General features: G+C 71.6%; 18 protein-coding genes and 1 pseudogene. 12 read left to right on the forward strand and 7 right to left on the reverse strand.

Annotated elements, in window-relative coordinates; translation table 11 throughout:
• Nucleotides 1-50 precede the first annotated feature (50 nt).
• Entirely contained in the window at nt 51-1,229 is a 1,179-nt protein-coding gene (gene xylA, locus U5C87_RS05480; RefSeq protein WP_330475615.1) for a xylose isomerase, read from the forward strand.
• A gap of 21 nt (nt 1,230-1,250) precedes the next feature.
• Here xylA and U5C87_RS05485 read toward each other — a convergent pair whose 3' ends face one another.
• Together U5C87_RS05485 and U5C87_RS05490 are read right to left on the reverse strand one after the other, a co-directional pair.
• Nucleotides 1,251-1,610, reverse strand: a complete 360-nt coding sequence (locus tag U5C87_RS05485) for a VOC family protein (RefSeq protein WP_330475616.1) — start codon at nt 1,608-1,610, stop codon at nt 1,251-1,253.
• Nucleotides 1,611-1,694: 84 nt separating this feature from the next.
• Complete coding sequence (locus U5C87_RS05490) at nt 1,695-2,681, reverse strand: GNAT family N-acetyltransferase (RefSeq protein ID WP_330475617.1); 987 nt, start codon at nt 2,679-2,681, stop codon at nt 1,695-1,697.
• A 37-nt stretch (nt 2,682-2,718) separates the two neighbouring features.
• Between U5C87_RS05490 and U5C87_RS05495 the strand changes: the two genes are divergently transcribed.
• Nucleotides 2,719-3,063: a DUF2200 domain-containing protein gene (locus U5C87_RS05495; RefSeq protein ID WP_330475618.1), complete on the forward strand. Its 345-nt coding sequence runs from the start codon at nt 2,719-2,721 to the stop codon at nt 3,061-3,063.
• Between the two features lie 51 nt (nt 3,064-3,114).
• Nucleotides 3,115-3,549 (forward strand): VOC family protein, encoded by a 435-nt coding sequence (locus U5C87_RS05500; protein ID WP_330475619.1) that lies wholly within the window; start codon nt 3,115-3,117, stop codon nt 3,547-3,549.
• A 30-nt stretch (nt 3,550-3,579) separates the two neighbouring features.
• Here the strand turns inward: U5C87_RS05500 and U5C87_RS05505 are convergent, their stop codons facing one another.
• Entirely contained in the window at nt 3,580-4,155 is a 576-nt protein-coding gene (locus tag U5C87_RS05505) for a TetR/AcrR family transcriptional regulator (protein WP_330475620.1), read from the reverse strand.
• A 102-nt stretch (nt 4,156-4,257) separates the two neighbouring features.
• Here U5C87_RS05505 and U5C87_RS05510 point away from each other — a divergent pair, with 102 nt between their 5' ends.
• The 6 genes and pseudogenes from U5C87_RS05510 (at nt 4,258) to U5C87_RS05530 (ending at nt 8,044) form a co-directional block, all read left to right on the forward strand.
• A complete protein-coding gene (locus U5C87_RS05510; protein WP_030203920.1) occupies nt 4,258-4,488 on the forward strand; it encodes a tautomerase family protein in 231 nt (76 codons plus the stop codon).
• A gap of 74 nt (nt 4,489-4,562) precedes the next feature.
• Nucleotides 4,563-5,798 (forward strand): glycosyltransferase, encoded by a 1,236-nt coding sequence (locus U5C87_RS05515; RefSeq protein WP_443082101.1) that lies wholly within the window; start codon nt 4,563-4,565, stop codon nt 5,796-5,798.
• The gene (locus U5C87_RS05520) at nt 5,795-6,814 is read left to right on the forward strand and encodes an alpha/beta fold hydrolase (protein WP_330475622.1); all 1,020 of its coding nucleotides are present in this window, start codon (nt 5,795-5,797) and stop codon (nt 6,812-6,814) included. Before U5C87_RS05515 ends, U5C87_RS05520 begins: the two co-directional genes overlap by 4 nt.
• Before the next feature lie 161 nt (nt 6,815-6,975).
• The gene (locus tag U5C87_RS05525; protein ID WP_009777120.1) at nt 6,976-7,179 is read left to right on the forward strand and encodes a cold-shock protein; all 204 of its coding nucleotides are present in this window, start codon (nt 6,976-6,978) and stop codon (nt 7,177-7,179) included.
• Between the two features lie 125 nt (nt 7,180-7,304).
• Nucleotides 7,305-7,583: pseudogene (locus U5C87_RS22645) on the forward strand (hypothetical protein); the annotation flags it as partial.
• Between the two features lie 74 nt (nt 7,584-7,657).
• Nucleotides 7,658-8,044: a Crp/Fnr family transcriptional regulator gene (locus U5C87_RS05530; protein ID WP_330475623.1), complete on the forward strand. Its 387-nt coding sequence runs from the start codon at nt 7,658-7,660 to the stop codon at nt 8,042-8,044.
• Nucleotides 8,045-8,071: 27 nt separating this feature from the next.
• On the opposite strand, the gene U5C87_RS05535 is transcribed toward U5C87_RS05530, so the two are convergent.
• Together U5C87_RS05535 and U5C87_RS05540 are read right to left on the reverse strand one after the other, a co-directional pair.
• Nucleotides 8,072-8,617 (reverse strand): hemerythrin domain-containing protein, encoded by a 546-nt coding sequence (locus U5C87_RS05535; RefSeq protein WP_330475624.1) that lies wholly within the window; start codon nt 8,615-8,617, stop codon nt 8,072-8,074.
• A 219-nt stretch (nt 8,618-8,836) separates the two neighbouring features.
• On the reverse strand, nt 8,837-9,271 hold the full coding sequence (locus U5C87_RS05540) for an SRPBCC family protein (protein WP_330475625.1): 435 nt from the start codon (nt 9,269-9,271) through the stop codon (nt 8,837-8,839).
• 181 nt (nt 9,272-9,452) lie between these two features.
• On the opposite strand from U5C87_RS05540, the gene U5C87_RS05545 reads away from it, so the two are divergent.
• The 3 genes from U5C87_RS05545 (at nt 9,453) to U5C87_RS05555 (ending at nt 13,189) form a co-directional block, all read left to right on the forward strand.
• Nucleotides 9,453-9,920 (forward strand): MarR family winged helix-turn-helix transcriptional regulator, encoded by a 468-nt coding sequence (locus U5C87_RS05545; protein ID WP_330475626.1) that lies wholly within the window; start codon nt 9,453-9,455, stop codon nt 9,918-9,920.
• On the forward strand, nt 9,917-11,539 hold the full coding sequence (locus U5C87_RS05550; RefSeq protein WP_330475627.1) for a chloride channel protein: 1,623 nt from the start codon (nt 9,917-9,919) through the stop codon (nt 11,537-11,539). Before U5C87_RS05545 ends, U5C87_RS05550 begins: the two co-directional genes overlap by 4 nt.
• A 72-nt stretch (nt 11,540-11,611) precedes the next feature.
• On the forward strand, nt 11,612-13,189 hold the full coding sequence (locus tag U5C87_RS05555) for a phospholipase D family protein (RefSeq protein ID WP_330475628.1): 1,578 nt from the start codon (nt 11,612-11,614) through the stop codon (nt 13,187-13,189).
• An 18-nt stretch (nt 13,190-13,207) separates the two neighbouring features.
• On the opposite strand, the gene U5C87_RS05560 is transcribed toward U5C87_RS05555, so the two are convergent.
• Both U5C87_RS05560 and U5C87_RS05565 read right to left on the reverse strand, forming a co-directional pair.
• Nucleotides 13,208-14,014 carry a hypothetical protein gene (locus U5C87_RS05560; protein WP_330475629.1) on the reverse strand — a complete coding sequence of 269 codons (807 nt, stop codon included), beginning with the start codon at nt 14,012-14,014 and terminating at the stop codon, nt 13,208-13,210.
• A gap of 137 nt (nt 14,015-14,151) precedes the next feature.
• Nucleotides 14,152-15,429 (reverse strand): threonine/serine ThrE exporter family protein, encoded by a 1,278-nt coding sequence (locus tag U5C87_RS05565; protein ID WP_330475630.1) that lies wholly within the window; start codon nt 15,427-15,429, stop codon nt 14,152-14,154.
• Nucleotides 15,430-15,456 lie beyond the last annotated feature (27 nt).

The raw sequence follows: 15,456 nt of genomic DNA on the forward strand, positions 1-15,456 counted from the left end.
TCACCGCTATAAGTTGCACGACAAAACAAACCCTTCTAGCAGGAGTCGCAATGACGCGCCAGCCCACCCTCGACGACCACTTCTCCTTCGGCCTGTGGACCGTGGGCTGGACCGGCACCGACCCGTTCGGCGGCCCCACCCGCCCGGCGCTCGACCCGTGGGAGTACTCCGACCGCCTCGCCGAGCTCGGCGCCTGGGGCATCACGTTCCACGACAACGACGTCTTCCCGTTCGACGCCGACGACGCGACCCGCGCGCGCATCTGCGGGCAGCTCAAGGACGCCACCGACCGCGCCGGCCTCACCATCGAGATGGTCACGACCAACACCTTCAGCCACCCCGTCTTCAAGGACGGCGGCCTGACCGCCAACGACCGCGGCGTGCGTCGCTTCGGGCTGCGCAAGGTGCTGCGCGCCGTCGACCTCGCCGCCGAGATGGGTGCATCGACGTTCGTCATGTGGGGCGGTCGCGAGGGGAGCGAGTACGACGGCTCGAAGGACCTGCACGCCGCGTTCGACCGCTACAAGGAGGGGCTCGACACCGTCGCCGGCTACATCAAGGGACAGGGCTACGACCTGCGGATCGCCTTGGAGCCCAAGCCGAACGAGCCGCGCGGCGACATCCTGCTGCCGACCGTCGGGCACGCCCTCGCGCTCATCGCCGAGCTCGAGCACGGCGACATCGTCGGCCTCAACCCCGAGACGGGCCACGAGCAGATGGCGGGCCTCAACTACACGCACGCCCTGGGTCAGGCGCTGTGGAGCGACAAGCTCTTCCACATCGACCTCAACGGCCAGCGCGGCATCAAGTACGACCAGGACCTCGTCTTCGGCCACGGCGACCTGACGTCGGCGTTCTTCACCGTCGACCTGCTCGAGAACGGCTTCCCGGGGGTGCCCGACGGGCCGCGCTACACCGGCCCCAAGCACTTCGACTACAAGCCGTCGCGCACCGAGCACCTCGACGGGGTCTGGGAGTCGGCGAAGGCCAACATGGCGATGTACCTCATGCTCGCCGACAAGGCCGCCGCCTTCCGCGCCGACCCGCGCACGGCCGAGGCGTGGGCGTATGCCGGCGTGCTCGACCTCGCGGAGCCCACGATCGGCGAGGGCGAGTCGCTCGAGGACTTCCTCGCGGGCGACGACGGCTTCGACCCGGAGAAGGCGGCCGAGCGCGACTACGGCTTCGTGCGCCTCAACCAGCTCGCGCTCGAGCACCTCATCGGCTGAGGTCGCCGCCCAGACGAAAGATCAGTCGACGCAGAGGCAGAAGGGGTGCCCGGCCGGGTCGAGGAAGACGCGGAACGACGTGCCGGGCTGGTGCTCGTGCCGGGTGGCCCCCAGGGCGAGCACCTCGGGCTCGGCCTCGTCGAGGTCCTGGACCATGACGTCGAGGTGCATCTGCTGCGGCTGGTCCTGTCCGGGCCACTGCGGCGGCGTGTAGCTCTCGACCTGCTGGAAGCAGATGCAGTTGCCCGTCTCGGTGTCGCGGATCTCGCCCCACCCGTCGGACGTCTTGACGTCCCAGCCGAGCAGGCTGCCGTAGAAGGTGGCGAGTGCCTCCGCGTCGGGGCAGTCGATGACGAAGCTGGGGTAGCGAGCGATGGCCATGCCCCGACGGTAGGGCGGCTCCCGGACGATCGGCGTCCGCAGTGCGCCAGTAGTGCCAAGAGCGTGCCCAGCGAGTCCCGAGACCTACCGGCGCCGATGCAGGATGACCTCGGACTCGACGGGGACGAAGCCGAGCTCGGCGTTGATGGCGCGCATCCACACGTTCGCGTCGTCGCTGCTCGTGCGCACCCGGACCGCGCGCCCGTGCTCGCGGGCGGCGCGGAGCGAGGCGACCTTGACGGCTCGCCCGAGCCGGTGGCCGCGGTGATCGGCGAGCACGAGGGTCCCCTCGATCTGGGCCGGTCGGGCCGGGTCCGGTGCGACGACGAGCCCGGTCCACGCCACGACGGCGCCGTCCGCGTCCACGGCGACCGACTCGATCGTCGTGCGCCCCTGCTCCTGCCGGAGCGCGATCTCGGCGGCGTACTCCTCCACGCTGACGGGCGTGGGCTGCCAGTCGAGCTCGCCGTTGGGAGCCTCCGCGTCGACGAGCCCCGTGAGCACGCCGACGTCCGCGCGCAGGTGGGCAGGGACGCCGTCGACGTGTGTCGAGATCGCGTATGCCGTGTGGTGGCCGGCCGTGTCGTCGGCCAGCTCCGCGCGCGTCAGGTCGAGCTCGACGACGGTCTCGGTCGTGGCGACGGTGTAGCCGAGGCTCCGGGCGAAGCCGTGCACGAGCTCGTCGACAGCCGCCGTCGTGGGGCGGTAGGCGCTGGCGACGAAACGGCTCACGTCGGGGAGGACGCTGTCCTCCACGGCGCGGGCAAGACGCATACCCAAGCCTTTTCGTCCTGCGCGTAGGTGGACGGCGACGTCGACCCAGCACGTGTCGGGGGTGTCGTGCGCTGTCTGGGCCGACGCGATCCCGACGAGCTCAGCGCCGTCGAAGGCCCCAACGAGGACCCGGTGCCAGCCGTCGTCGGCGCGCCAGGCCGTGAGTCGGGAGGCCTCACCCATGGGCACCCACCCGGGACGGACGTGGCTCGTCGCTGCCGACTCGACGGCATGCGCGGCGGCGAGCTCAGCATCGTCACCGAGGTCGAGCGGACGGACGGTGAGGGCGGAACTCATGCGGCCCACTGTCGCAGCACGTCGCTACCCTCGGAGGATGGCGCACCGCATCTTCACGACGTCCTTCGCGTCGGTCTACCCCGCCTACGTCAACAAGCTCGAGCGCAAGGGGCGCAGCCGGGCCGAGCTCGACGAGGTCATCGAGTGGCTGACCGGCTACGACGACGCGGCGCTCGGCCGGCACCTGACGGACGGCACGACCTTCGAGGACTTCTTCGCCCAGGCGCACCTCAACCCGAACGTCTCCGCGATCACGGGCACCGTGTGCGGGGTGCGCGTCGAGGACGTGGAGGACCCGCTCATGCAGAAGATCCGCTACCTCGACAAGCTCGTCGACGAGCTCGCCAAGGGCAAGGCGATGGACAAGGTCCTGCGCGCCTGAGGGATCCGCGAACGCGTGGCAGGTGTCGGCGCGCGCTCCTAGGGTGGCGGCATGGCAACCGTGAGGCAGGTCCAGGTCACGTTCGACTGTGCGCAGCCCGAGCGCGTCGCCCGCTTCTGGTGCGAGGTGCTGGGCTACGTCGTGCCCCCGCCCCCGCCCGGTTTCGCGTCGTGGGAGGAGTTCGACCACACGCTGCCGGAGCAGGACCAGGGCTCGGCCTACGCGATCGTCGACCCCTCGGGCGTCGGGCCGCGGCTGTTCTTCCAGCGCGTGCCGGAGGGCAAGGTCGTCAAGAACCGCGTGCACCTCGACGTGCGAGTGGGCACCGGCCTCAGGGGTGACGAGCGCGTCGAGGCCCTCGAGGCGGAGTGCGCGCGTCTGCTCGAGCTCGGCGGCACTCGCGTGCGGCTCATGCTCGCCGACGAGTTCAACGAGTCCTGCCTCGTCATGCAGGACGTCGAGGGCAACGAGTTCTGCCTTGACTGAGGCGCGGCTCGACCCGGTGCGGCCGGTGGCTCAGGCGCCGTGCGCCTTCAGCGCTGCGCCCACGAGCTCGAGGGCATCGAAGACGTCGGCCTCCCAGGAGTCCCCGAGCAGGAGCATCGACTCCCCGCCCATGAAGGCGAGACCGACGAGCGCTGCGATGCTGCGCGGGGAGAAGGGGCCGAGGTCCCCGAGCTCGTCCGCCGCCTCGCGTACGACACGCTCGAGCAGGTCGAACCACCCGCGGAGCAGGCCACTCACCTCGGTGCCGATCGCCGTGTCGGTCCAGCCGGCGGCGATCATCTCCTGCAGCATGCGCACGTAGCCGGAGGCGACGTCGTCCCTGAGGAAGGCGCAGGCCTGCTCGTAGCGCCGCCACAGCGGCTCCTCGGCGCCGTACATCGTCTCCTGGCGCTGCAGCAGCTGCTCGTTCTGCTGGGCGAGCAGGGCGAGGAGCAGGCCCTGCCGGCCGCCGAAGTGGTAGTGGATCTGGCTCAGCGGTGCGCCCGCGCGGTCCGCGACGCGTCGCGTCGAGAGGTTCGCGTGACCGTCGCTCAGGAGGCACTCGCGTGCCGCCTCGAGGAGTCGTTCGCGGGTCTCTGCTGCCATCTGGTCGCCACTCCACAGTCTCTTGTCGGTCGGTCGACCGAATGCTACCTTGGACGATATTCGGTCGATCGACCGAATGAAAGTTTTCGAACGGAGGACGCCATGCCGCTCATCGAGGTCAACGTCATCAAGGACGTGTTCACCCCCGAGCAGAAGCGCGAGATCATCACTCGGCTCACCGACGCCATGGTCGAGGTGGAAGGGGAGAACATGCGGCCCGTCACCTGGTGCGTCGTGCGCGAGGTGGCCAGCGGCGACTGGGGCATCGCCGGCAACGCGCTGACGACCGAGGACGTCCGGGCGCTCGCCGCCGGCGAGCCAGCCACGGTCTGACACCGTCAGGCACGGTCTGAAGCGGGCTGAGGCGTTCGCGCGATGACGGACCCGTCGGGCGGGAGACTGCGATGGTGAGCACGACCTGGACCAGGGCGCGCCGCCGCCCGCGGCAGGTGCTCTTCCTGTCCTCGCCCATCGGCCTCGGCCACGCCCGGCGGGACCTGGCCATCGCGCAGCGGCTCAGGCACCTGCACCCGGACCTGCGCATCGACTGGCTCGCCCAGCACCCCGTGACCAAGGTGCTGGGCGACGCCGGCGAGCGCGTGCACCCGGCCTCCGCGTGGCTCGCCAGCGAGTCGGCCCACATCGAGTCCGAGTCCGTGGAGCACGACCTCCGGGTCTTCCAGGCGATCCGCGACATGGACGAGATCGCCGTCAACAACTTCATGGTCTTCCACGACGTCGTCGAGCAGACGCCCTACGACCTCGTCATCGGTGACGAGGCGTGGGAGGTGGACTACTTCCTGCACGAGAACCCCGAGCTGAAGCGCTTCTCCTTCGCGTGGCTCACCGACTTCGTCGGCTGGCTGCCGATGCCCGACCTCGGTGACCGCGAGGCCCTCCTGACGGCCGACTACAACGCCGAGATGCTGGAGCAGCGGGCGCGTCACCGCCGCATGCGCGACCGTCAGGTCTTCGTGGGCAACCCCGAGGACGTCGTCGACGAGTCGTTCGGACCGGGACTGCCGAACATCCGCGAGTGGACGGTCGCCCACTACGAGTTCGCCGGCTACGTCACGGGATTCGAGCCGCCGTCCGCCGAGGAGGTTGCGAGGTCACGGCGCGAGCTGGGCTACGGGGCCGATGACGTGCTGTGCATCGTCGCGGTCGGCGGGTCCGGGGTCGGCGAGCCCCTGCTGCGGCGTGTGCTCGACGCGGTGCCGTCGGCCCGGGCGCGCCTGCCCGAGCTGAGGTTCCTCGTGGTCACCGGCCCGCGGATCGACCCCACGTCGCTGCCGTCGGTCGACGGCGTCGAGGTGCGCGGCTACGTCCCCGACCTCTACCTGCGGATGGCGGCCGCCGACGTGGCCGTGGTCCAGGGCGGTCTGACGACGACGATGGAGCTCGCGGCGGCCCGGGTGCCGTTCCTCTACGTGCCGCTGCGCCACCACTTCGAGCAGGGCGTGCACGTCCACCACCGGCTGCAGAACTACCGGGCCGGGCGCCGCGTGGACTACGACGACGCCCGCGACCCGGAGTGGCTGGCCGGGGCGATCGTCGAGCAGGTCGGCAGCGAGGTGGCCTCGCTCCCGGTCGAGTCAGGCGGGGCCGAGCGAGCCGCCGCGATGCTGGAGGAGCTGCTGTGAACGACGCCGATGCGGTCCGCGCGACCGCGCTGGACTACTTCGAGGGCTGGTACGACGCGGACCTCGCACGCGTCGACTCGGCCCTGCACCCCGTCCATCGGGACGTGGCCGCTCCCACGAAGGTCTTGCGCGCCGACACGGTGGGCTCGGTGCGCAGCGAGGGCGTGACGATCGACTACGAGGTCTCCGGCGACGCAGCGCCGACGATCCTGCTCCTGCCGACCTGGACGATCGTGCACCGGCGGCTGTGGAAGGCGCAGGTCCCCTACCTGTCGCGGCACTTCCGGGTCGTCTGCTTCGACGGGCCCGGCAACGGCCGCTCCGACCGCCCGCTCGACCACACGGCATACGACCACGACGTCCAGGTGCGCCACGCGCTCGCGGTGCTCGACGCGACGGGCACCGACCGTGCGGTCGTCGTCGGGCTCTCCCAGGCGTGCGCGTGGGCGCTGCAGCTCGCCGCCGAGGCGGGCGACCGCGTGCTGGGCACCGTCCACATCTGCCCGTCGCTCGACATCTGCGACGGTCATCCGGCGCGGGTCGCGGCCGGCTCGTCAGCGGGACTGCCGCCGTCGCGCGTGCCGTTCGTGGAGCGGAACCCGATCGAGCACTGGGCGAAGTTCGACCCGGAGTACTGGGCGGGCCACCACGAGGATTTCCTCTGGTTCTTCTTCGGCATGTGCTTCCCCGAGCCGCACTCGACCAAGCAGATCGAGGACTGCGTGGGATGGGGGCTCGACACGACGCCGGAGGTGCTCGCCGCCGAGGCGGGTGGCACGCGACCGGGCCGGCGCGCCATCGAGCAGTGGTGTGCCGACGTCACGAGCCCCGTGCTCGCCATCCACGGCACGCACGACCTGGTCAGCCCGCCCTCGCGCGGGCGCCGGCTGGCGGAGCTGACCGGAGGGCGGTTCGTCGCCCTCGAGGGCTCGGGGCACATCCCGCTGGCCCGCGACCCGGTCAAGGTCAACCTGCTGATCCGCGACTTCGCGATGCAGCTCGGAGCGGCGTCGTAGAGAGGCCGCGCGGAAGACGTCGCTGGAGAGAAGGGGCGCGCGATGGCGCTGACTGCTACCGTCGTTCCCAGCTGCCGGCAAGGACCACGCGTTCGTCGTGGTCGTCGGCAACCTGAGGCCTTCACACGGAAGGCTTCACTGAAGCAGAAGAGGCAACACCAGTGGCAACAGGCACCGTGAAGTGGTTCAACAGCGAAAAGGGCTTCGGCTTCATTGAGCAGGACGGCGGCGGCGCCGATGTCTTCGTTCACTACTCGGCCATCGAGAGCGGCGGCTACCGCGAGCTCCAGGAGGGCCAGAAGGTCGAGTTCGACGTCACGCAGGGTCCCAAGGGCCCGCAGGCGGAGAAGGTCAAGGGCATCTGACCCACGACAGTCTTTGGGGACTCCGTCCCTGACCATCCCCCGACCGTCTGGTCGGGGGATGGTCTTTTTGTATGCCGTGTGGCCGCGTCCCGTCTGTAGCTGCGCCCCTTGCGCCCTGACTGACGATGGCGGTGCGACGCCGTATCGTCCGTCCTGAGGAGGTACGGGTGAGGAGTCGCTCCGCGAGCACGGGCGCAGACCACCGGTTCGCCTGCGTGAGCCGGGTGCCGCTCTTCGCCGGCCTGTCCGTCGATGACCGGCACCGGATCGCCGAGGTCGCGGTGACGCACCGCTACGCGCGGGGTGAGCAGGTGCACCGGCCCGGCGAGGAGTCGGGGCTGCGGATCGTGCACGGCGGGAGGGTGAAGGTGTATCGCGCCAACGAGGCCGGGGCCGAGCAGCTGCTGCGCATCCTGCGCCCCGGCGACTTCCTCGGCGAGACCACCCTGTTGACCGGGCGGCGGTCGACTCCTGGGCGGTGGCCCTCGAGGCGGCCGAGGTCTGCGTGGTCGGGGGCAGCGAGATCTCCCGCTTGTTGCGCGAACGTCCGGAGGTGGCGACGCGGATGCTGTCGGCGATGTCGGAGCGCCTCGAGGCAGCTGAGCAGCAGCTCTCCACCGTGACCGGCGCGTCCGTGGGGGCTCGGCTGGCCAGCCAGCTGCTCGAGCTGGCCGACGAGGCCGGAGCGACCACGTTCCGCCTGCCCTCGACCAAGAAGGACCTCGCCTCCTACCTCGCGACGACGCCGGAGACGCTGAGTCGCCGGCTCGCGGAGCTGCAGGACTCCGGGGTGGTGCGACTCGGGCCGCGTGGCCTCGTCGAGGTCCGTGACCTCCAGCGGCTGCGGGCTGCGGCCCGGGCCTGAGGCGAGCGCCGGCGCTGCAGGCTCAGCTCAGTGGTGGTGGTGCTCGTGGTGGTGGTCGGTGTGCTCGCCGACCTGGTGGGCGTGTGCACCCATGACGGTGCTGAGTGAGACCTGTGGGGCAGCGAGCAGCAGCGGCAGGATCACGTCGTTCTCCTTGCCCTGGTGGCTGTCGAACGCCTCGAAGACCGCGCGACCGTAGGCGGCTGCAGCCGCGCCCTCGCTCGAGCGGAAGAGGGCGACCAGTCGCTTGATGAGGACGTGCTCGCGCACCATCGCCTCGATGAGCAGCCGGCCCCCGACGAGCGTGCTCGCTGCGCGGTAGGTGGTCACCTCCTCCTCGTCGGCGTGCGGCACGAGGACGGCCTCGAACCACTCCTCCAGGCTCGCGCGGGCGGCGGCCTGGTCGGATTCGGGGGCGTCGCGCAGCGCCGTGGTGAGCCGGTCGAGGTCGGCCACCATCGCAGCGTGGTGCTCACGGACCTGCTGGGCGATCTCGGCGTCCGACGCGTGGTGTGCGTCCGTGTCGTGCAGGTGCTGCGGGAGGTCGACGGCTGGTGCGCTGTGGACGGTCATGGCGTTCTCTCCTCTGCTGTGGCCGGGGAGACTTCTTCTCCCTGCCGTTGGCCTCATTCCACGCCGCCCGGACGGTGGGTGCCTTGACCTGCGTCAAGGAACGGGAGCGGGGTGATCGGGGCCTGCCCCTCCTCGAGCTGGCGGTGTGCACGGAGGGAGAGGACGGGTGTGCACGGAGCCGCCCGGCCGACTCGATGAGCGCCGGGCGGCTTCGTGCGGTCAGGCCGCGACCTGGGCCTCTGCCTGGCTCTTCAGGTGCTCGAGGATGCCCTCGAGGAACGACTCGTGCTCGCGCACCATCATCCCCTCGATCGGGCGTCCCACCACGGGCACCTTCACGACCCACTCACCCACGGCGGTCACGGTCGTGTCGCCGTCGGCCTCGGAGAACGTGAAGGTCCATGTCGGCTTCTCCGCGAAGAAGTGCACCTGAGCGACGATGCGCTCCTGCGGCACGACCTCGGTGTACTCCAGCCCGCCTTCGATGTGGAAGCCGAGCAGGTGCGAGTAGAGCCGTGCCGAGGTGCCGACGCCGCCGGGCTTGATGTCCACGGCGGCCAGGGCCACGTCCTCGGCGTTCCACAGCCTGCCGATGTCCAGGGCGATGTCGAACACCGTCGAGACCGGGGCATGGATCGTGATGCTTCGTGTCAAGGTTGCCATCTGCATTCACCTCCTTCCCTCACCTCGACGCTAGGCCGGCCGGGGTGGGTGCACGCAAGAGGCGATGGTCCCCTCCGGACGTGTTTCCGCGACGGCGCGGAGGCTGGAGTCCGGGTTGTCCATGGGACGGTCAGGTTGTCGGCAATTGCTTGTCGCATGCAAGACTTGTCGAATGCAAGCGCGACGATCGTTCCCCACTGCGGTTGATGCCCTGCAGGTGGTCACCCGTGACCTGCTCGGCCTCGCCGTGCGCAGCGTCGACGAGGTGGGGGAGGTGTCCCTGCCGCAGATGCGGCTGCTCTTCGCCCTGCGCGACGAGGGCGAGTCGTCCTGCACCGACCTCGCCCACGTGCTCGGCGTCAGCGGCTCGTCGGTCACGCGCCTGGCCGACCGGCTCGTGGCCTCGGGCCACATCACGCGGGCCGGCGACCCGGGCAGCCGCAGCCGGGTGCTCCTCGCGCTGACCGAGCACGGCGTCGACGTCATCGAGGCCGTGCTGGCGTGGCGCTCGCGCGAGCTGACCCGGGCCCTGCACAGCCTGGACGCCGCCGCCCTGGGCTCACTCACCGACAGCCTCAACGTGCTGCACGACGCCCTGCAGCAATGCCACCACGACCTCACCGGGCCGGTGCCGCTGTGAGCGGGGCCCGCCAGGCCCCGCTCGGGGACTTCAACGTCCACCCGCGCATGCTGCTCATCACGGCGTGGGCGCTGCCCGTCGGAGCGCTCGGTGCGGCCGCGGCATACGTGCTGCTCCAGCTGATCGGCCTGACGACGAACCTCGTCTTCTACCAGCGGTTCGAGACCTCGCTCGTCGCGCCGGGGGCGACGCCCCACCCGTGGCTGCTCGTGCTCCTCGCGCCCGTCGTCGGCGGCCTCGTCATCGGGCTCATGGCGCGCTACGGGTCGGAGAAGATCCGCGGACACGGCATGCCGGAGGCGATCGAGTCGATCCTCGTCGGCGGCAGCCGCATCGAACCGAAGGTCGCTGCGCTCAAACCGATCTCGGCCGCGATCAGCATCGGCTCGGGTGGCCCGTTCGGCGCCGAGGGGCCGATCATCATGACCGGCGGCGCCATCGGCTCGATCCTCGCGCAGCACCTCCGCCTGACCGCCGACGAGCGCAAGACCCTGCTCGTCGCGGGCGCCGCGGCCGGCATGGCCGCCACCTTCAACTCACCGCTGGCCGCCGTGCTCTTGGCGGTCGAGCTGCTGCTCTTCGAGTGGCGACCGCGCAGCTTCGTCCCCGTCGTCGCCGCGGTGGCCGTCGCCACCGTCGTGCGGGGGCCGCTCCTCGGCTTCGACGCGATCTTCCCGGTGCCGCACGCCGACGTGCACATCGCCTGGACCGCCGAGACGCTCAGCGTCCTCGTCGGGCTCAGCGGCGCCTTCGTGGCGCTCGGCGCGACGTGGCTCGTCTACTTCGCGGAGGACCTCTTCCGCCGGCTGCCGATGCACTGGATGTGGTGGCCGGCCATCGGCGGGCTCGTCATCGGCCTCGGCGGGCTCGTCGAGCCCCGGGCGCTCGGGGTGGGCTACGACGTCATCGACCAGCTGCTCACCGGCCGCGCGACGACCGGCCTCATCGTCGGCATCCTCGTCGTCAAGACGCTCATCTGGTCGCTGTCGCTCGGGTCGGGGACGTCCGGCGGCGTGCTGGCACCGATCTTCATGATCGGCGGTGCGCTCGGCGCCGCGATGGGGCTCGTGCTGCCAAACGTCTTCCCCGGCTTCTGGGCCATGCTCGGTCTCGCGGCCGTCGTCGGCGGGGTCATGCGCTCGCCGCTCACGGGCGTCGTCTTCACCCTCGAGCTCACCCACGCCTGGGACGCGATGCTGCCCCTGCTCATCGCGTCGTCGACGGCGTATGCCGTGTCCGTCCTCGTGCTCCAGCGCTCGGTGCTTACGGAGAAGATCGCCCGCCGCGGCCTGCACCTCACCCGCGACTACAGCACCGACCCGCTCGAGACCTTCTTCGCGTCGGAGGTCATGAGCACCACGCCGGAGGCGCTCGCGGTGGCGCGCAGACTGGCCACCGACGGCGGTCACCACGTCGTCGGCGAGCGCGACACGCTGCGCCACGTGGCCTACGTCTTCGCCGAGCACGGCCACGACGGTGCCGCCGTCCTCGACGATGCAGGCTCCGTCGTCGGCCACGTCGACGTGCAGGCCCTCCTCGTCGCGCGACGGCACGACCTGACCGAGGCGACCGAGCGGGAGCAGGTGTTCACCAGGCCGCTCGGCGTGGGGCGCCGCTGACCCGCACGTGGGGCCTCCTGCCGCCAGGGCGCTCCGGCGACGCCCCCTGGTCAGATGCGGCATGCTCGACGCATGGGCGACCCCGCTGACTGGTTGCTGACCCGCGCCGAGCGTGGCAACCCGCTGACCCGGATCGATGCGCTCCACGGTGACCGGGCCTGGTCCGAGGGCAACCTCGTGCGGCCCCTCATCCACGGCGCGACGTACTTCCGCGCCCTGCACGACGCGTTCGAGGCGACCGGGCCGGGCGACCTCGTGATGTTCACCGACTGGCAGGGCGACGCCGACGAACGGCTGACCAGTGAGCCCGGCAGCGAGGTCGTCGAGGTCCTGTCCCGCGCCGACCAGCGGGGTGTCGCCGTCTACGGGCTGGTGTGGCGCTCGCACCTCGACCAGACCGGCTTCTTCGCCACGGAGAACCGCCACCTCGGGGAGCAGCTGGAGAAGCGGGGGGCCAAGGTGCTGCTCGACATGCGCGTCCGTGCCGGCGGCTCGCACCACCAGAAGTTCGTCGTCGTCCGCCACCGTGACGACCCGACCCGTGACGTGGCCTTCGTCGGCGGGATCGACCTCGCCCACAACCGCCGGGACGACGCGGCCCACCACGGTGACCCGCAGGCGCAGCGCCTCACCGACGAGTACGGCGCGCACCCACCGTGGCACGACGTGCAGGCCGAGATCCGGGGGCCCGCCGTCCACGACGTCGAGACGGTGTTCCGGGAGAGGTGGGAGGACCCGACTCCGCTGACCCACGCTCCGTGGCGGCGCGCTGCCGACGCGATGCGTGGCCTGGCCGGCTCGCCGGCGCCGCTGCCCGAGCAGTGGCCGCCCCCGCCGCCCGCCGGCAGCCACACGGTGCAGCTGCTCCGGACCTACCCCGACCTCAGGCACGGCCGCGACTACCCGTTCGCCAGGGGCGGTGAGCGCAGCGTGGCCCGCGGCTACGCCAAGGCGGTGGCGCGGGCCGAGCGTCTCGTCTACGTCGAGGACCAGTACTTCTGGGGCCGCGACGTGGCCCGCGTCTTCGAGGAGAGGCTGCGGGCGCAGCCCGGCCTGCGCCTCGTCGTCGTCATCCCGCTCGTCCCCGACCTCGACGGGGTCAACCGCGTGCCGCAGCTGCTCGGTCGTGAACGCTCCCTCGCCCGGCTCGAGGCGGTCGCTCCGGGGAGGGTGGCGGCATACGGGATAGAGAACCGCGCCGGCGTGCCGGTCTACGTCCATGCCAAGGTCTGCGTCATCGACGACACGTGGGCCGGCATCGGCTCGGACAACTTCAGCCGCCGCTCGTGGACGCACGACTCGGAGCTGTCGGCCGTCGTGCTCGACGAGGGCTATGCCCGCGACCTGCGGCTCACGCTCGCGGCGGAGCACCTCGACCGGCTGGAGGAGGCGGGTGAGCACGGGCTCGAGGCTGCGATGGACGACTGCCTCGACCCGGTAGGGATGTTCGAGGTCTATGCCGCCGTCGCGGACGACCTCGAGGCCTGGCACGCGGGCGGCCAGCGTGGTGAGCGCCCCCCGGGACGGCTGCGCCGGCTGCCGATGCCGCAGCTCACGGCCCGTCAGCGGGCCTGGGCGGCGCTGCCGCTCGACCTCGTCCACGACCCGGACGGGCGGCCCAAGGCGCTGCGGGAGGCCGACCGCTACTGAGGCCGGCCGCCCCTGCGGTCAGGCGTGGCCGCTCAGCTGGCCCAGCCGGTCGGCGAGGGCGTCGACCATCGCGCCGGCGCGCTTCTCGGGGAAGACGGACTTGCGGTCGCCGCCGGCGCTGGAGACCGGGAGCACGTCGATCGAGAGCTTGGCGCCGCCGGCGAGGGCGCGCAGGGCGTCGACCTTGTCGCCGAACGGCGTGCCGCTGCCGGGCGAGTAGTAGCGCACGGCCTCGTCGCCGCCGTCGGGGTAGAGGTCGGTCTTGGTCACGGCGATGATGAGCCAGATCGGCTTGTTGCGGCGTACGGCGAGCGAGGCGATGCGGTGCGAGGTGATGGTCCAGTCCTCGAGCTCGGCGGCGAGCTGCTCCTCGCGGGTCGCGGTGGCGACCCCGCTCGTGCCGCCGGCGCGGCGTGGGGTGGCGTAGCCGTTGGCGACGACGTGGATGAGTCCGTCGACCGGCTCGTCGTGGAAGACCTCGTCGAGGGCGGCGAGGCGGGTGGCGGCGTTGTCGCCGGGGACGACGAGGAAGCGGAAGCCGTGCAGCTTGGCGCCCTTGCGGGTGCGGCGCTCCATGACGGCCGAGCCGACCTCGGCCACGGCGTCGTCGGTGGAGCGGCGGGTCAGCCGGTCGACGAGCTGGCTCTTGCCGACGCCGGTCATGCCGGTGACGGCGACCATCGGGTAGCGCTCGCGCAGGAGCCGGCTCAGGCGCTCCGGTGCAGAGGCGAGGGCGGTCAGCAGACCGGTGGCGACGGTCGCTCCCAATGCGGTGCGACTCGACGTCGGCAGGATCGTCCTGATCCGGGATGAAGTCTGAGACACGGTGCCTCCTCGGCGTGCTGGTCTGGGGCCAGTTGACCCTAGAGCCTACGTTCCGTACCCATGCCGGCGGTGCCCCCACCCGTGGCAGCGCGCAACACCCCGTCCTGGCGAGAGGACAGGGTGTTGCGTGTCCGACTCTAGTCCGCAGCGGGCGGCGACGGTGACGCGGCGGCGGCGAGGGCGTCGGCGGGGGCTGGGGGGCGGCGCCCGCGCAGGGCCCGGCCGATGGACGACCCGACGAGCAGGCCGAGCGCGATGGCGATGGCCACGCCGAGCAGTCCGAGGGCGACGTCGGTGGCCGACTCGCGGCCGGCGGCCAGCTCGGTGACACCGACGAGGCCGAGGCTGCCCGGCACGAGCAGCCAGAACGCCGGGAGGAAGAGGACGAGTCGCGGAAGCTGGGGCCGTCTCAGCTCGACGATGCTGGCCCCGAGGCTGGCGGCGATGGCGCCGAGGAAGCCGCCGAGGGCGATCGTGCCGAGCTCCTGCCCGGCGAGCTGGGCGCCGAAGGCGAGGCTCAGCACGAGCAGGACCCAGCCCTGCATGCGCAGCGGGACGCCCTCCATGAGGCAGATGCTCGCGCCGATGAGCACGAGGCCGACGGGGGCGCCGGCCCAGCCGATGTCGTCGACGCGGAGGTTGACGAGGGTCGAGGTCGGGATGCGGAGCAGCGCAGTCGCCATGAGCAGGCCCAGGGCGAAGAGGCCCAGCTGCGCGAGGCCGTAGGTCAGCCGGGCCGACCCGGCCTGCATGTGCCCGGCCGCGAGCTCCGACATCCCGTTGACGACGAGGGCTCCCGGGAGCAGGACGGCGAGCGGGGGAAGGACGGTGCGCAGCGGCCCCTCGAGCAGCCCCGCGTTGGCGGCGCCGAAGACGAGCAGCGACACGGCGAACGCGGCGAGGGTCGGGAGCAGCGCCTTGACGACCTCGTAGCGCTCGGCGAGCTGGACGAGGGCGAGGACGATGAGCGCGCCGACTCCCGCGGCCGCCACGTTGGCCCACCCGGGCTGGAGGATGAGCGCGATCCCGACGGCGAGCACGGGCCACGCCAGGGCGACGAGCCACGCGGGCTGCTGCACCGGGCGGCCGGCCGTTGCCGCGAGCTCGTCACGGGCGGCCGCGACGGTCAGCTCGCCCTGGACGAGCTGGTGTCGGATGAGACGGACGCTCGCGGACTGGTGCAGGCGCAGGCCGGCGACGGCCGATCGGTAGGTGCTCGGTCCGCCCGGTGTGAGGGTGACCATGAGGCCGGTGGGGCCGACGGCCGTCTGGACGTCGGGGTAGCCGAGACGGACGCTCACCTCGGCGAGCTCCTCCTCGATCTCCTGCACCGGCTGGCCGGTGGCGATCATCGCCGTGCCGAGCTCGGCGAGCAGGGCACGGGCCTCGGTCTGCCGGTCCGCGTCGTCCTGCATGGTCGTCATCATGTCAGCGCCGGACCT

The sequence above is a fragment of the Terrabacter sp. C0L_2 genome (assembly GCF_036352015.1).
Taxonomy (GTDB): Bacteria; Actinomycetota; Actinomycetes; order Actinomycetales; family Dermatophilaceae; genus Terrabacter; species Terrabacter tumescens.